At 50.1% G+C, this 17,391-nt stretch carries 14 protein-coding genes; 3 read left to right on the top strand and 11 right to left on the bottom strand.

The genetic code is table 11. The features are described 5' to 3' along the window. Positions 1 to 4: 4 nt before the first annotated feature. Positions 5 to 1,384 (top strand): DNA repair protein RadA, encoded by a 1,380-nt coding sequence (radA, locus tag D515_RS12495; protein WP_002538929.1) that lies wholly within the window; start codon positions 5 to 7, stop codon positions 1,382 to 1,384. 83 nt (positions 1,385 to 1,467) lie between these two features. Here radA and D515_RS12490 read toward each other — a convergent pair whose 3' ends face one another. From D515_RS12490 to ettA, 3 genes are all read right to left on the bottom strand, one after another. After that, positions 1,468 to 2,502: a M23 family metallopeptidase gene (locus D515_RS12490; protein WP_039850045.1), complete on the bottom strand. Its 1,035-nt coding sequence runs from the start codon at positions 2,500 to 2,502 to the stop codon at positions 1,468 to 1,470. A gap of 44 nt (positions 2,503 to 2,546) precedes the next feature. Then, a complete protein-coding gene (locus D515_RS12485) occupies positions 2,547 to 2,918 on the bottom strand; it encodes a PilZ domain-containing protein (protein WP_039850044.1) in 372 nt (123 codons plus the stop codon). Positions 2,919 to 3,094: 176 nt separating this feature from the next. Continuing rightward, positions 3,095 to 4,762 carry an energy-dependent translational throttle protein EttA gene (gene ettA / locus D515_RS12480; protein ID WP_002538926.1) on the bottom strand — a complete coding sequence of 556 codons (1,668 nt, stop codon included), beginning with the start codon at positions 4,760 to 4,762 and terminating at the stop codon, positions 3,095 to 3,097. Positions 4,763 to 5,177: 415 nt separating this feature from the next. Here ettA and sltY point away from each other — a divergent pair, with 415 nt between their 5' ends. Next, positions 5,178 to 7,151, top strand: coding sequence for a murein transglycosylase (gene sltY, locus D515_RS12475; protein ID WP_002538924.1), 1,974 nt, complete (start codon positions 5,178 to 5,180; stop codon positions 7,149 to 7,151). 76 nt (positions 7,152 to 7,227) lie between these two features. Continuing rightward, positions 7,228 to 7,521: a trp operon repressor gene (gene trpR, locus D515_RS12470; protein ID WP_002538922.1), complete on the top strand. Its 294-nt coding sequence runs from the start codon at positions 7,228 to 7,230 to the stop codon at positions 7,519 to 7,521. 117 nt (positions 7,522 to 7,638) lie between these two features. On the opposite strand, the gene yjjX is transcribed toward trpR, so the two are convergent. The 8 genes from yjjX to dctP all read right to left on the bottom strand — a co-directional run bounded on the left by yjjX (position 7,639) and on the right by dctP (position 17,178). Continuing rightward, positions 7,639 to 8,166 carry an inosine/xanthosine triphosphatase gene (gene yjjX / locus D515_RS12465; RefSeq protein WP_002538921.1) on the bottom strand — a complete coding sequence of 176 codons (528 nt, stop codon included), beginning with the start codon at positions 8,164 to 8,166 and terminating at the stop codon, positions 7,639 to 7,641. Positions 8,167 to 8,183: 17 nt separating this feature from the next. Then, the gene (locus D515_RS12460; protein WP_002538920.1) at positions 8,184 to 9,029 is read right to left on the bottom strand and encodes a sterol desaturase family protein; all 846 of its coding nucleotides are present in this window, start codon (positions 9,027 to 9,029) and stop codon (positions 8,184 to 8,186) included. Positions 9,030 to 9,164: 135 nt separating this feature from the next. Next, on the bottom strand, positions 9,165 to 9,815 hold the full coding sequence (locus D515_RS12455; RefSeq protein ID WP_002538919.1) for a spondin domain-containing protein: 651 nt from the start codon (positions 9,813 to 9,815) through the stop codon (positions 9,165 to 9,167). 12 nt (positions 9,816 to 9,827) lie between these two features. After that, positions 9,828 to 10,490 carry a spondin domain-containing protein gene (locus D515_RS12450; RefSeq protein ID WP_002538917.1) on the bottom strand — a complete coding sequence of 221 codons (663 nt, stop codon included), beginning with the start codon at positions 10,488 to 10,490 and terminating at the stop codon, positions 9,828 to 9,830. 112 nt (positions 10,491 to 10,602) lie between these two features. Beyond that, complete coding sequence (locus D515_RS12445; protein ID WP_002538915.1) at positions 10,603 to 12,264, bottom strand: GGDEF domain-containing response regulator; 1,662 nt, start codon at positions 12,262 to 12,264, stop codon at positions 10,603 to 10,605. Continuing rightward, positions 12,261 to 12,644: a response regulator gene (locus tag D515_RS12440; RefSeq protein WP_002538913.1), complete on the bottom strand. Its 384-nt coding sequence runs from the start codon at positions 12,642 to 12,644 to the stop codon at positions 12,261 to 12,263. The genes D515_RS12445 and D515_RS12440 overlap by 4 nt, the downstream gene beginning before the upstream one ends. Next, positions 12,644 to 15,067 carry a sensor histidine kinase gene (locus D515_RS12435; protein WP_002538912.1) on the bottom strand — a complete coding sequence of 808 codons (2,424 nt, stop codon included), beginning with the start codon at positions 15,065 to 15,067 and terminating at the stop codon, positions 12,644 to 12,646. Before D515_RS12435 ends, D515_RS12440 begins: the two co-directional genes overlap by 1 nt. Beyond that, on the bottom strand, positions 15,067 to 17,178 hold the full coding sequence (gene dctP / locus D515_RS12430; RefSeq protein WP_002538910.1) for a TRAP transporter substrate-binding protein DctP: 2,112 nt from the start codon (positions 17,176 to 17,178) through the stop codon (positions 15,067 to 15,069). The genes D515_RS12435 and dctP overlap by 1 nt, the downstream gene beginning before the upstream one ends. Positions 17,179 to 17,391: the final 213 nt, after the last annotated feature.

Genomic DNA, 17,391 nt, shown 5'->3' with positions numbered 1-17,391 from the left:
AATCATGGCGAAAACAAAACGTGCTTATGTGTGTAACGACTGTGGCGCAGACTATCCGCGCTGGCAGGGACAATGCACTGCCTGTGGGTCGTGGAACACCATCACTGAAGTACGTTTGGCTGCCTCTCCAACGGTGGCGCGCACTGAGAAATATGCGGGCTATGCGGGCGCAACCGAAGCCAAAGTTCAGACGCTCTCTGCTATCGATCTTCAGGAAGTGCCGCGTTTCACCAGTGGCTTCAAAGAACTCGACCGTGTGCTGGGTGGCGGTATTGTGCCGGGGGCGGCGATTCTGATTGGTGGTAACCCTGGGGCAGGTAAAAGTACGCTGCTGCTGCAAACCATGTGCTGGCTGGCAAGCCAGATGCCGACGCTGTATGTCACCGGTGAAGAGTCGCTCCAGCAGGTGGCAATGCGCGCCGAGCGCTTGGGTCTGCCGAAAGATAACCTCAAAATGCTGTCTGAAACTAACGTTGAAACCATTTGCTCGATTGCCCGCACAGAGCAGCCGAAAATCATGGTTATCGACTCGATTCAGGTCATGCACTGTGCAGATATTGCCTCTGCGCCGGGCAGCGTCGCGCAGGTGCGTGAGTCCGCTGCCGCTCTGACCCGCTATGCCAAGCAGCATAACGTGGCGATCTTTATGGTTGGTCACGTGACCAAAGATGGCACGCTCGCGGGCCCGAAGGTGCTTGAGCACTGTATCGACTGTTCCGTGTTGCTTGATGGTTCCAGCGACAGCCGTTTCCGTACCCTTCGCAGCCATAAAAACCGCTTTGGTGCGGTTAATGAACTTGGCGTGTTTGCGATGACAGGACAGGGACTGCGTGAAGTCAGTAACCCATCTGCAATCTTCCTTTCTCGCGGCGAAGAAGCCACCTCCGGCAGTTCAGTGATGGTGTTGTGGGAAGGCACGCGTCCGCTGCTTGTTGAGCTTCAGGCGCTGGTGGATTACAGCCAACTGGCAAACCCACGCCGCGTTGCCGTAGGCCTTGAGCAAAACCGCTTGGCGCTGCTGCTGGCTGTTTTGCATAAACATGGTGGCCTGCAAATGTCGGATCAGGATGTGTTCGTCAATGTGGTGGGTGGCGTGAAAGTCACGGAAACCAGTGCAGATTTAGCGTTGCTGCTGGCATTGATTTCCAGCTTCCGTGATCGCCCATTGCCGCGCGATTTAGTGGTGTTCGGTGAAGTCGGTCTTGCCGGTGAAATCCGTCCAGTCCCAAGTGGTCAGGAACGTTTGTCAGAAGCGTTCAAGCATGGCTTTAAACGCGCTGTCGTGCCAATGGCCAATGCGCCTAAAAAGGAAATCCCGGGCATGAAAGTGTATGGGGTGAATAAGCTTTCCGAAGTGCTGACTGTGTTGGATGAAATGGATTAACGGCTCTACTTTTTACACTTCAACTGAAAAAGGCGCCCGATTGACGTGGCGCCTTTTTTACGTCTCTGCATGACTGGCGAAGGTTAATCCGCGGCTGCAATGGTCACTGGAATGTCATCCTCGTTTTTCGCTGTGACTGCACCGGATGGCGCCACGGCATCCGCCGCCAGTTGCACTTGGGTTGATACCATGCTTTCAACGATCTCGACCAGATTAGCCCAGTTCACTTTGTCCTCCTCTTTGAACAGGAACTCAAAGTTATCCGGTGTCCAGGCAATAAAGCGTTTCGGGTTCAACGCGCGGCCTAAGAATCGTACTTCATAATGAAGGTGTGGGCCAGTAGACAAGCCCGTGTTACCTGACCAACCAATCAGGTCACCTTTTTTGACGAACTGGCCAGTATTGACATTGAACTTATCGAGATGGGCGTACAGCGTCATAAAGCCAAAGGCGTGGTCAATTTTCAGCATGTTGCCGTAGCCTTTCTTGCGGCTAGGGCGTTTGTATTCCACCACACCATCGGCAGGAGCATAAACCGGTGTGCCGATGTCTGCAGTTAAATCTAAACCAAGGTGGAACTTCTTGTTGCCGGTCACCGGGTGGGTACGCGAGCCATAGCCTGACGAGCGACGGTAGCTTTCAATCGGTTTGCCGCTTGGAATGAGTTGCAGCATGGTGGCACGCACGGCAGAGTTTATCGCTGCAACATCCAGTCGCTCAGCCAATGGCAAAGACTCATCGCCTTCTTTTTCCAGCCCCAATACTTCCTCAACGGTGGAAACGCGCTGGGTTAAATAGCTGAGTTGGCTGTCTTTGTCTTCGATGATCTGGGCGTATTCTTCTTCTTTGTTGTTGATCAGTTGCTCTAGCTGTTGGCGTTTTTGTTTGAGATCTTCAAGCTGACCGACAAGCTCAGAGCTTTGCTCTGTCATGCTCTTGAGCGTCACTTCCGCCGTGGTTGAACGGTGGTTCAGATAATAAATGGTCGCGATGCTGGCGAAGATGCCAACGATGAGTGTGGCTAACAGCGTGAGCAGGACTTTTTTGAGCGAAGGGGAGAGCACATAGTGACGTGATCCATTCGCATGGGAGACGGCGATTCGAATGTTGTGGGGCATGTTACTACTACTTCATGTATATGCGCTTAAATTCATCACCGCGATTATACGGTATCTTTCAGATCTGTCAGTTGTGCTAATTCACGATGAAGCAAATCATCGTTACCGACGTTCAATTCCACCAGACGTTTCAGGTGGCTCGCGCTGTCGATATCAATATGGTCGATTTGAAAGCGCAGGTACTCACCACTTTCCTGGATCAGTTTCAGATCCATATCCAACTCGATGTCTGTATCCTGGAGGCAGAAGCGCACATCATAGTCTGCTTCATTACCGGCTTCCCAATCTTCTGGCGTTGCCAGCAATGCCCCTTTCAGTGACAGATCCAGCACTTTGGATTCCCAGCTTTTTCCATTTTGCGTGATGGTGGCCGGGGTACGGTACACCACGCGGGAAAATTTACGACGTTCTGCCATCAAAAAGTCCTCAATTCCTTTTACACCAAGTGTAGGAGAGTCGGCGTTATATCTCTACTTCGACGTTTCGTCTCCGTGATGTTCTGCGCGTCTTATAAATGAATCAATAAATAACGATTAGATTTCGCGCATAAAAAAGGGCCACATGACGTGACCCTTTTTCAATCAAGCGGTGATTACTTGGTCACGCGCTTGTATTTGATGCGGTGTGGTTGTGCTGCCGCTGCGCCCAGCGTTTGCTTTAGCCACTCGCTGTATTCTGCGTAGTTACCTTCGAAGAAGTTCACCTGACCTTCATCACGGTAATCCAGGATGTGCGTTGCGATACGGTCAAGGAACCAACGGTCGTGCGAGATAACCATGGCACAGCCAGGGAACTCAAGCAGCGCTTCTTCCAGTGCACGCAGAGTTTCTACGTCCAGGTCGTTGGTTGGTTCGTCGAGAAGCAGTACGTTGCCGCCCGCTTTTAGCAGTTTTGCCAGGTGAACACGGTTACGCTCACCACCTGACAAGTCACCGATACGTTTTTGCTGATCGCTGCCTTTGAAGTTGAAGCGCGAACAGTAAGCACGTGCAGGGATCTCGAAGTTATTGATGCGGATGATTTCTGCACCTTCAGAGATTTCCTGATAAACCGTGTTGTTGTCGTCCATGCTGTCACGGAACTGATCAACCGACGCCAGTTGTACGGTTTCACCCATTTCTACAGAACCGCTGTCTGGCTGCTCGGTGCCGCTCAGCATCTTGAACAGGGTAGATTTACCTGCACCGTTGGCACCGATGATGCCCACAATCGCACCTTTAGGCACGCTGAACGACAGGTCGTCGATCAGAACACGGTCACCGAATGACTTGGTCAGGTTATTCACTTCGATAACCTTGTCACCCAGGCGTGGACCCGGTGGGATGAACAGCTCGTTGGTTTCGTTACGGCGTTGGTAGTCAGTGGTGTTCAGCTCTTCAAAGCGCGCCATACGTGCTTTAGATTTTGCCTGACGACCTTTAGGATTCTGGCGAACCCACTCAAGTTCTTTCTCGATGGTCTTCTGACGGGCTTTTTCAGATGACGCTTCTTGTTGCAGACGCGCGTCTTTTTGCTCCAGCCAAGAGGTGTAGTTACCTTCCCATGGAATACCTTCACCACGGTCAAGTTCAAGAATCCAACCCGCTGCGTTATCTAGGAAGTAACGGTCGTGCGTGATAGCCACAACAGTGCCGTTGTAATCAACCAGGAAGCGTTCCAGCCAGCCCACAGATTCTGCGTCCAGGTGGTTCGTTGGTTCGTCGAGCAGCAGCATGTCTGGGCGCTCAAGCAGCAGACGGCAGATAGCGACACGGCGGCGCTCACCACCAGACAGGTGCTTAATTTTCGCATCCCACTCTGGCAGACGCAGTGCATCCGCAGCACGCTCAAGGGCGTTATCAAGATTGTGACCGTCTTTTGCCTGGATCAGCGCTTCCAGTTCGCCTTGCTCTTTTGCCAGCGCGTCGAAGTCTGCATCTGGTTCTGCATAAGCGGCGTAAACAGCATCAAGACGAGACAGGGCATCAACCACGTCAGAAACCGCTTCTTCCACAGTTTCACGAACCGTCTTGTCTTCATCCAGTTTTGGTTCCTGAGGCAGGTAACCCACTTTGATGCCAGGTTGTGCACGCGCTTCACCTTCGATATCGGTATCGATACCCGCCATGATGCGTAGAAGGGTGGATTTACCTGCGCCGTTTAGACCCAATACGCCGATTTTGGCACCCGGGAAAAAGCACAGAGAGATGTCTTTCAGGATCTGACGCTTCGGTGGCACGATTTTGCCAACGCGCGACATGGTATAAACGTACTCAGCCATTCTGCTCGCGTTCTCTTGTCACTAAATGGAAATGATTAGCCGGATATTCTACCTGCTTCGTTGATGCATTGTAACAACCCAAGGGTCTGTTGACCTTTGTTGATTAAATTTTGCTGCAAAAGTCATCATCAAAGATCAACAGACCTTAGGTCTCAAACCGCTTTAAGGTCAGACTTTGAGCTGGTCAGAGTATAGTTTTGGGAACCATTTGTTGTTAGGAAAAACAAAAGAAAGAGAGGCATGCTTCCGTCTCACGTGCCCGAGCTCCCGTTTGTCGTTTTCAGTAACAGTTTCTTTGCGGCGGGAGGTCAGGGAGTTTGATATATAGAAGAAGGTGCAACAGGCCTGATTTTCCATCTCATTCGATGGATTGGGTATAAGCTTAAAGCTAAGTGCGCCAGGGAGAAGCATCTGAATGCTACTAAGTAAAAAATCAATAATTACAAAAGCGTATAATAAGTCAGTGGATAGATTTAATCTCGCAGCGCCTCTTGGCATGGCGCTCCTGCTTGGCAGTGTTTTGCCTGCCAACGCACTCACGATCGACGAGCAACGTACCCGTTACGAAAAAGCCATTGCTGCGATTGAGCGCAACGACATGGCGACGTTTTCGCGCCTCAAATCAAACGTGAAGGATTATCCGCTTTATCCTTATCTCGACTATCGCGATTTTATGCGTGATATCAATGGCGCCAGCACCAACGAAGTGAGTGCATTTCTTAAAAAATATGAAGATCTGCCTTTCACTGGCACTGTTCGGGCGCGCCACATCAGTGCATTGGCCTCACAAGGTAAGTGGTCGCAGCTGGTGGCTTTTCAGCAGACTGTGCCGCGCGGCGAGAGTTATCAGTGTAACTACTACTATGCACACAGCAAGGCAGGCGACAAAGCACTGGCTTTGTCTGGTGCCAAATCCCTGTACCTGTCCGGATCCTCTGTCGATAGGGCGTGCGACAAGCTGTTTGATTACCTTGAAGCTAATGGCAAGCTGACGGATAACCTGGTGCTTGAGCGCATGTTGCTGGCATTTGATAACCGCAACAAGTCGTTGATGACCTATCTTCAGAAGCAACTCACGACTACTCACGCCAAGCGTCAGGCCAAAGAAGTCCTGGCGCTTTATAACAAACCTCAAGGCGTGGCGGATTTCTCCAAAAAAAGCAAAGTCACCACGTTTAACCGACACCTGACCCGCATAGCCTTTGAGCGCCTTGCGCGCAGTAATTCTGAAGAAGCGGTGAAACAGTTCAAACGCACGGTTGAAGGTCAGCATTACGACAAGCATGAACGTCAGGAGATGGCGGACTATCTTGCTGGTCGTTTGATGTCGACGGAAGATGCATCCCTTGCCGCTTGGCGTGATAAGCAGCTTAAGCAGTCAGTGAATCAGTCGCTTCTGGAGCGCCGTGTGCGCATGAGCATAGTGGAAGCGGATTGGAAAGACGTCGGCCGCTGGATTGATGTGATGTCTGAAAAGGAGCGTGACTCGCTGAAGTGGAAATACTGGCGAGCCCGTGTGCTGAAAGAGGCGGGTAATACAGCTGAAGCCAACGCGATTTTTGAATCCATGATTGGGGAGCGTAACTTCTACAGTGTTGCGGCCGCAGACGAATTGGGTAAACCGATTGATATCCCTTACCAAACTACACCGCTTAATCCGGGAGCATTAGCGCCTTTCAACAAAGCCTTGAAGCGCGTCGATGAGCTGCTGGCGCTGGATAAAATCACCGCCGCGAAACGCGAATGGCAATACATCCTCCGCAATGCAGACAGGGATCAGAAAGCTAACCTTGCGGCGTATGCGTCAGACCAAAAGTGGTATCACCTGTCTGTGCAGGCAACGATCGCCGGAAAGCTCTGGGGGCACCTGGAATACCGCTTCCCAGTGGCGCATCGCTGGTGGTTTGAGTTTTTCAGTAAAGAGCGTGAACTTCCACTGACGACTTTGCTGGCTTTGTCGCGTCAGGAGAGTGCCTTCTACACCCGCGCGGTATCGCCTGTTGGCGCACGTGGTTTAATGCAGCTCATGCCGGCGACGGCGAAGGAAACGTCGAAGAAGCTGGGTTTCCGTTATCTGGGTAAGAGCACACTGAACGATCCGGGTATCAATATCCGTTTAGGCAGTGGGTACCTTCGTATGTTGCTTGATCAATTTGATGAAAACCGCATCTTGGCGTTCGCCGGTTACAACGCAGGTCCTCACCGTGCCACTCGCTGGTTGGAGAAGTCTGATGGGAATCTGGATGCCATTGCGTTTATCGAAGCCATTCCTTTCCGGGAGACGCGAGGTTACGTGCAGAACGTGCTGATGTACGACATCTACTACCGTAAGTTACTGGGTCAACCACTACAGTTCCTGACAGAAAGTGAGTCTAATCGTCGCTATTGAGTCATGATTGTCTAAGAAACAGAGAGACTTGGAGTATAATGACGGCGTTATTAGTACCGATTTCTACGAGGTGACCATGAAAGCGACGCCGGAATATTCTGACTGGCAAGATGTGCTGGATTTGATCCACAGAGCAAGTGACAACGGGGACGAAGCTAAACTCTTGAAGATGTTGCTGACGCCCGACGAGCGCAGCGCGCTGATTGCCCGGGTCAATATTCTCAACGAGTTGTTAAAAGGTGAGGTGAGCCAGCGACAACTCAGTCAGATGCTTGGCGTAGGCATTGCTACCATCACCCGTGGCTCTAACGAATTGAAGCAACTGGATGATGCGCAAAAGCAGTGGTTGCTTGAACTCTTAGATAAGTAAAGATTAGGAAGATAAGATCCTAGGAAGAGCAGGTCCTAGGGAAAAGAAATGCGCGGCAACTGCCTATTAGCAGTGCCGCTTTTTTATTCAATGTCGTCTGCAGGACCCAGGTCTTCTTTAGTTATCTTCCGTCGGAAACAACTCCGGATTTATAAACGGAATTAAGGCAAGGATCAGCGCCTGATGATAGACCGAGCTTCTTGTCAGCAGATGCCCGGTCAGCATGCCAATCGCTCCGCCTTTCTGCTTCACGTTTTGCTCATTGAACATTTCATCCATCACATCGCCCAGCTCTTTGCCTTCATCTAACATTTGGAGTGCGGCGGGTGGCAAAGGCACGGATGCAGAGCGTGACTCACCGATACGATTGGTAGACTCCACCACCATCCAGGCAAAGGTGTAAGGAGCGTCAAGCCCAGCTTCCACGCCCACATAGAAATTACCATCAACCACCTTTTTAGCGTTATGGACGCGGTTTCTGGCGCCTGCCAGCGTTTCCTCGCTGGTCATGGGTTGATCCGGTACACCGCTGGCAACAGACACACCTTCAAATGTCATATCATTGTTAGGAAATACTTCTTTGAAGGCAGCTTCAACAGCGGCAATTTTGGCAGGGTTAAGCGAAGTGACGATCACTTTAGTCATGGGCATCCAGTCCTGAATCAGAGGGAATTATTATGCTGTTTGTTCTCTGGTGCGCGTTTAAATAAGCGAAATGGCAAGGCCAGTAGACCTGTTAACCACACCACATGCTTTTCTTCCCGTTGGTTTTTAATGCCAATGGTCATGCCGTAATGGCCTTCCTCGGGTTGCGCGCGGTAAGTGTTGAACAGCCGGTCCCAGATAGCAAGATTAAAGCCGAAGTTCGAATCACTTTCGTAGCGGTGAATAGAGTGATGCACGCGGTGCATGTCCGGTGTCACCACCACTTTGCGTAGCCAGCGGTCTATCGACAAGGGAATGGCCACGTTACTGTGATTAAACAGCGCCATACCGCTGAGTATCACTTCAAACAAAATCACGGCAACTACCGGCACGCCTAACAGCGCAATGGCAGCAAACTTGATCAGCATGGAAAGCAGAATTTCAATCGGATGGAAGCGGGCGCCGGAGGTGACATCTAAATCCCGATCAGCATGATGAACCGCGTGCAAACGCCAAAGCAAAGGAACAGTGTGAAAGAGTTTGTGCTGAAACCAGATGATACCGTCAAGAAGGACAATGCTGAGGATCACCGACAGCCAAAGTGGTGAATCAAACACATTGAACAAACCGATTCCTTCATGGGCACACCAAGCGGCGAAACCAGCCGCGGCGAGAGGAAAAATAGCGCGCAGCACCGCGGTGTTGAGCATCATCAGGGCGATATTGTTCAGCCAGCGTTTCGCTTTGCTGACCGTCAGGATTCGCTTTGGGAACAGCCATTCTGCAGCTGCCATGACACCAAAAATGGAAAAAAAAGTCAGCAAACGGAAAACACTTTCCTGTGATTCGATAAAACTCAGCACTGACACTCCCGCATGAATAATCCTTTCGAACAGCTTAACACATCCCAAAACATCCTCGGTTTGGGTATAGATACGTGACTGGAAAGAAAAACGGGCACTTTTAACAGTGCCCGTTTGTACTTTGGTGGGGACGAATCACCAAACCCGTTTAATGGTGACTTTCGCGCCTGGGTTCAGAAACCGGTGACGGTAATTCAATACTGAATCTTCTAATCCGTCATCAGCGGATAGCACGCCAGGGTGAATGCGCAGACGGTCTACATCATCGCGTGCAGCATTGAAGCCTTCTCCACCTGCAGCGGGCCCAGGAATGGTGCCTTGGGTTTCCGAGTTAGCTTCTGTGCCGGCATCCCACACTGGCAATGTGATGGTGATGCTTTGACCTGGACGCAATTTACGTAGGTCGATATCAGACTCGGCCACGATGGCATCATTAGTATTGACCAGCATAGATGCCACAGAAAGGTAACGTGTCTTCTTGCGGTTCAGTTGTACAGTGAAGCTTTCTGATGCGCCCGGAGGAAGCGGCGATGCGCCAGAGAGAGCATCTTCCACGTGGCGAAGTTCTTCATAAGCAAGAACATCGCTGTTATCACCACCTTCCGCCAGTTTTTCCAGTGCAACAGAAACCGGTTGGCCAACTTCAAACAGCGTGTTGGTTTTGCTGTGGGTCAGCAGCGCGACCGGAGACATAGGTTGCGCATCCGTCAGGTTTTCTACGGTGACCGTGTATTGACACCCAGTCAGTGCCAGCGCTGCTGCGCCAATGAGAGCAAAGCGATACATACTGCGCCCTCCTTAATAAACGGTGACGGTGATGATGGCAACTGGGTTGAGCCAACGGTGTTTGGTGCTGTCAAAGTCGCTTAGACCACCTGTCGCATCAGTATCACCAAGGTTGCCCGGGTGAATGTGAACTGTGCTGTTTGCTACTTCGGTATCTACGCCCGTGCCGCCCTCACCGAAAGTGATGAAAGGTGGCCTAGGAACACTGCCAGCCAGCTCATCATTGGCTTCTGTACCTGCGTCATAGCCGTTGGCTTTGATGACATAGGTGCCTTTTTTCTTTGGGATTTTCCAGCTGTCTACACCGATAAATGCATCGTTAGAAGGTAGCAACATCGCAGCGATAGAAAGCACATCGCCATGATTTGCATAAAGCGTGGTGGAAGTTGATGCGCCTGGGTCCAGAATGCCTTCTGCCGGGTTGGCCTGTACATCGGCGCCCAAGCCTGCAGCCAGTGCAACCAGACCAGAAATATCGCCACCTTCTGCCATGGCTTCAACATCAGCAGATGCTGCTTCGCCGGTGCGGAACAGATACGCGTCCGGGCTGTGAGCAGCAACAATCAGTGGGGTGAAATAAATGCCATCGGTGGCATTGGTGATTTTTACATCGACGTTGGCGGCCTGCGCGGTGAATGCTGCGCCCATTGCCATGCTGAGAAGTAAGGTTTTCATTTTTCGCTCCCTGTGCGTTGAATTCTTCAAAGCATGGCGCGAAAAAATGGCGAAGCCTTCGCGGATTTCTCTCAAAACTCTCACAAAGGCCTAATGAAATACTATCAGAGTGTTACGCGGTGTTTTTCTCCTGAGGGTCGTCACTGTTCCCTAGTTCAACATGGGTTACCACACGGTTTCTTCCCCGCTCTTTTGCCAGATAGAGTGAAGAGTCGGCCACTTCGATAAGACCCTCAATAGAATCAAACTCGGGAAATGTCGCGATGCCCGCACTCAAGGTGGCAGTGAATGTTTCGGGGCCGTTTGAAAACGGCGTTTTGGCGAACGTACTGCGGAATTCGTCAATCAACCTGAGCGCGATATCAGCGGGCGTGTCGGGCAGGATCAGCGCGAATTCTTCACCGCCATAGCGGGCGCTGGTATCAGTTTTGCGGAAGCGGTAATTGAGTAAGCGCGCGACACCCTTGATGACCTTGTCACCGACAGGGTGACCGTACTTGTCATTGATGGATTTGAAGTGGTCGATATCAATCATCACAAAACTGACGGGAGACTTATGACGTCTGGCGCGGGAAAGCTCTCGCTCCAGCGCCATTTTCAGGTTGGAGTGATTGAGCAATCCGGTCAGACTGTCTCTGTCCATCATGGCGCTTAGCGCTCGAAAACGGCGGGCACGAATGGAGACAGCCTGTGTCAGGTGTAAGTCGTTAATCGGCTTAGTCAGAAAATCATCCGCGCCGACCTGCAACGCTTTCATCTGAAGCTTCAAGTCTGTTTCACCGGAAAGGTACACGATCGGTACATTGGTGTGCGCCGCATGTTGGCGTATCACACTGGCCGCTTCAACACCTGAACAATTCGGCATGTAGAGGTCCATTAACACCAGATCAGGGTGAAATTCGCCCAACTCATCGAGCAGGTGATCTGGACTGTCTACTATGCAGGTTTTCATACCTGCGCCTTGCAGCACAATTGAGTAGTGCTCAGCAAGGGTTCGGTCATCTTCGACGATCAATACCCGGTATTGAGCGTTGTTGGTTTCCCAGAGGGAGTCGAGTAAACCGAGGATATCGTCATACTCAACGGGTTTGTGGAAGAAGGTAAATGCACCAGCTTTGGCGGCACGCAGGCGACTTTCCCAGCATTCTGTTGCACTCAGCACGACCAAAGGGATTCCGCTGTTTTTACGCCAGACTTTGGTGATTTCATCAAGGAGTTTAAAGTCATCAAGGTCAACAATCAGTACCGAAGGTGCCTCTTGATCGAGAGCGACTTTAAGTTCGGGAGCTGTTGCGAACATTACTACTTCGTAATCGATATACTGAAGTTGTTCGACCATTTCGGTGGCATTTTCAGGATTTTCTGCAACCACGTAAACCAGTTGCTTGGTACGGTCTTGCTCGTGAAGTAAGGTTACTTCACCGTATGTTAAATCATCAGGGCGTTTGGGTTCGATTTTGGCGATATCGTCAATGCCTGAAATCAGGCGTTCTATATCTTCATCACCGATGGGCAGCGTTTTGTTCTCAATGTGCGGTTTCAGTAATACTTCAATGTCACGGCCGCATTCTCCAAGATCGACAAAGCCCAGCGTTGTCGCTGTGCCGGCGAGTTTATGGGCTTCCATTACCAGTTCTTCCAGCTCACAACAATCTGACGCTTTCTGGGCTTGGATCTTGCTCCAAAGCGTTTTTATCCGCTCTGTACGATTGATGACGCTCTTGGCGAATTTTGCCTGTTGCTCCTGAAACTTTTTGACTTGCGAAGGTCTCATACACGGCGCCCTTCCATTAATTTCATGATTTCATCTGCCAGTAACATGGGGTCGAAAGGTTTGCTGATGACCCCGATGGCGCCATACTCGTGATACGCTTTCACTTCTGCAGGCTGAACCTTGGCGGTCATAAAGATAGCGGGTGTACTTTCAAGGTGTGGCATGGTTCTTAACCGTTTGAGCGTGGTGGGACCATCCATGTCTGGCATCATCACATCCAACAGCAATAGATCAGGGCTTGATAACGCGGCTTTTTCGAGCGCCACATCGCCACACTCACATGACAAGAGGATAAAGTCGTCACCTTCCAGTGCGAGCTCTGCCACATCACGTATATCTTCATCATCTTCAACGTAAAGTACGGTAATTGGCTTATCCATCACATCGCCTCTCTAGGAAACCCTTTCTTAAGTATAAGACGCAGTTCAGATTTAAGACCGTTGATGTTCAGAGTATCAATACTATGGGCGGCGATCACGATACTGAGATCGGGTACATCCTGTTCCCCGTGGGTGAGCAGAACAACGGGGATATGGCGTCGACTGAGTTGATCCATCAGCTTATCCAGAGCCTCTGGGAAGGGGTACTCCACCAACGCCAGCTCGAAGGGTTGCTGGCCTAACGCCAGATTGGCTCGCGATACCGATTCTGCCGTTGATATTTCGCACTCGGGGTAGAACTGATTCCTGAGTTCGCCAACTAGCTGATCATCAGATCCCACAAACAGCATTTGAAAGGCAGAGAGTCTGCCGCTTTGGAGTCGTTGATTGTTTGGTTGTGCACTGTCGCTAGGAAGGCTGAAGAAGAAGGTCGAACCCTCACCAAGTGTGGAGAAAAAGTCGATGTTACCTTTATGGGCTTCAATGATGGACTTGGTAATCGCAAGCCCGAGGCCAGTCCCTCCGACTTGGCGGGTATCAGAGCTATCTGCCTGGGAAAAACGTTCGAAGAGTTGCTGATGAAACTCAGCGGGAATACCTGCACCGGTATCTGTCACTTCTACCCGATAGGCTTTGCCTTGAAGATAGAGAGAAACGGTCACGGTACTTCCGGCGCTGGAGTATTTAATTGCATTGGAAAGCAGGTTCGCCATCACCTGCTGAAGCCTTGTCGAATCGGCATTGATATAGGCATTTTCAATGTCGGCATGAAACGATAACGAGACCTTGTGTTGGCGTGCATATCCTTCGTTGTCTTCTAACGAACGGGTGATGATGCTGTAGAGATTATTTCGGTGGAAGCTGTACACCATTTGATCGGACTCTAGCTTTTCGATATCCAGAATATCGTTAATAAGCAGAGTCAGGCGTTCACAGTTTCTGAGTGCGAGGGAGAGCATTTTCTGCGTTTTTGGAGGCAATTCATCGGCAAATTTTCCGAGGATCAATCCGAGAGCACCACGTATTGATGTTAAAGGTGTACGAAGCTCGTGGCTCACAGTAGCCACAAACTCGTTCTTCATCGCCTCATCTTGTTTCCGTGAAGTGATGTCACGGATGATGCCAGTAAACATTTGTTGTCCTGACACACGCATGGGGCTTACTGAGAGTTCAGCCGGGAAGGTTGTGCCGTCTTTACGGCGGCCGACGACCTCTCTTCCCACGCCGATCATTCGGGCTTCCTTACCGGAGAGATAATTATGAAGATAAGCATCATGCTCTCTAGCAAAGTGCTGTGGCATTAATATATTGATTTTTTCACCCACCACTTCCGCAACGCTGTAGCCAAAAAGCCTTTCTGCTGCGGGGTTGAACGTGGCGATATAGCCTTTGGTGTTGATCGTTATGATGGCATCGATAACTGTGTCTACGATGGCAATGATTTGGCTTTGCCCAGATTGACGCTCTTCTTGGATGTTAAGCTCGTTGATCCGGTTAATTTCCCGAGTGGTATGGTTAAAAGCTTCAGCGAGGGTACTCAATTCCTCATCAGAGGCAGAGGTAGTAATCGGGTATTTTCCTGCTTTAACTTCGTTAGAAAGTGCAACAATGGGGGTGGCCATTTTTTTTCCGAGACGACGGGTAATGATCACTAGAGGTATCATGGCGATGAGCGCCAGGATACTGAAATTCGTCAGCCAGGGGGTAACCTCTCCAAGCATGGAAATATAAGGCTCGTTCATCGTGACGGATATGTCGAACTTGCTGATTAACATGTTTTGAGTAGGCTGCATTGATACTCGGATACCCAGAGAATCGAGGTTACCTTCTGTATATCCCCACTTTTGATGGATCTTGAGAGCATAGTTATGGCTAAGGTTTGCCAGCGCGCCCTCAGTGAGTTTGTCCAGATTAATTTTTGCAATGATGCCGCCCTGAACGGCGTAGTAATAACTAATGGGCTCGATAATATAGAAGCTTCCGTTGATGAATTTGACGTGTCCACGACCTGAGGTCAGCGTTTCTGTCACTAGCTTAGGGCTATACCATCTAACATCTTCTTCTCTCTCATCGAGTGCATTCCCGACATAGTCAAAAAGCAACGCGTCTTCGATGGCGGTATATAGCGTGAGATCTTCCAACGCGTGGTGGAAGTAATATTGTCCGCTGCCAATATTAATTAGGCTATTAATGGAAAGCTGGCTTTGCGCTGTACGAGAAACCGCCCGCTGCTGGGTCTTCAGTTCTAGATCAAGTAGGTTTAGCGTATTGAAAGCTTCTGAATGGAGCTTGCTTTGTAGTTGTCGCTCGACACGAAATATTTCCATGATCGTAGTGGCGCCCACGATGACAAGTAGGAAAGAAACCAGCAGTAAAAGCAGATGTCTGGAAAAGCGTGTGGCAATACTGGTTTTTGATGCCATTAGCGATCACTCTTAAGGGGGTAAAGGCTCCCGTCCTTATAGAAAGCAAACAGATAATCCTCAGCGGTCAGCGCGTCTTGCATGCCCCGGCCGAAAGGAGAGAGATATTGCTTCATCAACCCATCGTATCGTTCCAGTTTAGTCAGCTCTTTCTGGATAGCGGACATGTCGGCTGAACCAGCTTTCTCTGCAGCAATAGCGAGCATGTGCATCAGGTCATAGGCATGTGCGGTGCCAGATGGGGCATAGATATCAGACTCATCTCTGGTGCCATAACGTTGATGATATTTCTGCGTCAACACTTTGGCAGCGGGAGTGTCGTTTTCTACGAAAGTGAAGGTTTGTAGGACCCGAAGATCGACGGCTTTGAGCGCTTGCTTAGAGCGGTGGGCGAACTCTGAACCAGTGATCCCCCAATGTGAAAATACAATCGGTGGGTTTGGATGCTTGGCTAAGTGACTGACAAATTTTTCACCTTCCACAGAATTACCGACAAAAATGATGGATTCAACGCCTTTTTGGACGAGATTTTTAACTTTGTTTTCCATGTTTTTCTCGCCCCAGTCAAACCACTCCATGTGAACGGGAGCAAGCGAACGTTTTTCCATTTCCTTTGTCAGTCCTTCAAAATTGCTTCTTCCCCAGCCATTATTGACCAGCAGGAAGCCGACTTTTTCAGAAACACCCAGAGCACCATCGAGCAAAAACTGGGCAGCATATTCATCCCTGACTGAGACTCGGAAAACGAAGTTGGGTGATTGACCATTACTGACAATCGGTGTGGCTGCCGCCCAGGGAGCCAGCATGAGAATTTTGTGTTCATGGAGTAATTCCAGCTCTGCCAGCACGACAGGGCTGCTGATACCACTAAACACCGCGAGAAGGTTTGGCAACGTTGCGAAGACTTTGATGTTATCCAGACCCCGCGAGGGAACCATGGAGTTGTTTCTGACAACCAGCTTCACCTCTTTACCTAACACTCCACCATTTTGGTTTATTTCATCCAGAGCAAGCTCAATGCCACGGCGAATAGATAAACCTGAAATCGCCGAACCACCGATCATATCGGCATCTAGTGCAACGATGAGTTTGTCGGGGTGAAGGTGGCTCCAGTTCTCTTTTCCTTGAAGTACCTGTTCGATGATTGCAGTGCCGATATACATCCTTTTTTGTTCCATAACACCCGAAGAAGCTTGCTTCATCCAATCCAATAACGGTGTCGCTGGTTTGTGGGTGATTCCTTCTTCTTTTAGGTTTGCTAGCGCAATGTTGTCTTTTCGACGTGCGATTTCGTACTGGAAAGATGTGGCGATATTGGCGGCGCTTTTGATGGTCTCTTTTTGTAACTGGGTGAGTTTTGCTTTGGTTTTCGGCGACATAATCAGTATCAGGGTTTGGTGACCGTGATGGGTGAGGTAAATATCTTGTCCGGTCATCCTTCGTGCTGATAACTGGCTGAGTGTGATCTCTTCACCGTCCAAGTCGCCATTAGTAAAGGCCTGAGTGAGCATTTCATCGGACACGGGAATGGCTAGACTGCTCCACGAGGCGAATTGCTGGCGGATGGTTGTACTTTCTGGGACACGGAAACGACGCCCATCAAATTGAGAGGCACTTTCCAAAGGGAATGTGGTGACAAGGTGCTTGAAGCCTCCGTCCCAGAATGCCACTCCATGAATGTCATCCTCGTTGAGTTTACTGAGTAACTGTCTGCCTGTGGGACTGCTGTAAACTTGCTTGACCTGCTGTTGGTTGGTAAAGAAAAAGGGTAAATCAAACAGCTCAAGTGCAGGGGAAAGGTAAGATATCTTGGAACTGGAAATAACGGCAAAGTCCACATCGCCATTTTGGACGGAAGCAATCAACTCCCGTTCGCTGGCGTTGTCCGTCTTAAACGACGTAGAGACAGTCAGTTCACCTTTGGATTTTTCTTTCACCAAAGATGCAAAGTACTGCGCAGCTTCTGCGCTTGCACTACCCTCATGGCTTGAAAGAACAAGTTTTAGGGACTGAGTGGGTGCTTCCTCCATGTGATCTGTTTTGGGTGAGTTCTGACTGTCGCAACCATTCAACAACATCAACAACGCAGTGAGTATGAAGATGTATCTCATTGTTTTCCCCGCCCGAAAAGACTTTCAATGCCTTATAAAAGATTAGGAATGAGACAGATGTTTTTCCAGTGGGAGGGTGATGAACGTAATGCGGTAAACCAGCCCCCAGGAAGGGCTGGTGGGAAAGTAAGTGCCAGGGCCTGTTGACCTTTGGTGGTTAAACTTTGTTCTAGCTATAAGCGTTTTAGGCGCGGCGAGGTGTGTGCCGCCTAG

The sequence above is a fragment of the Grimontia indica genome (assembly GCF_000333895.2).
Taxonomy (GTDB): Bacteria; Pseudomonadota; Gammaproteobacteria; order Enterobacterales; family Vibrionaceae; genus Enterovibrio; species Enterovibrio indicus.
The sequence above is the reverse complement of the archived record's forward strand: the minus strand, read 5'-3'. Positions and strand labels throughout refer to the sequence as shown.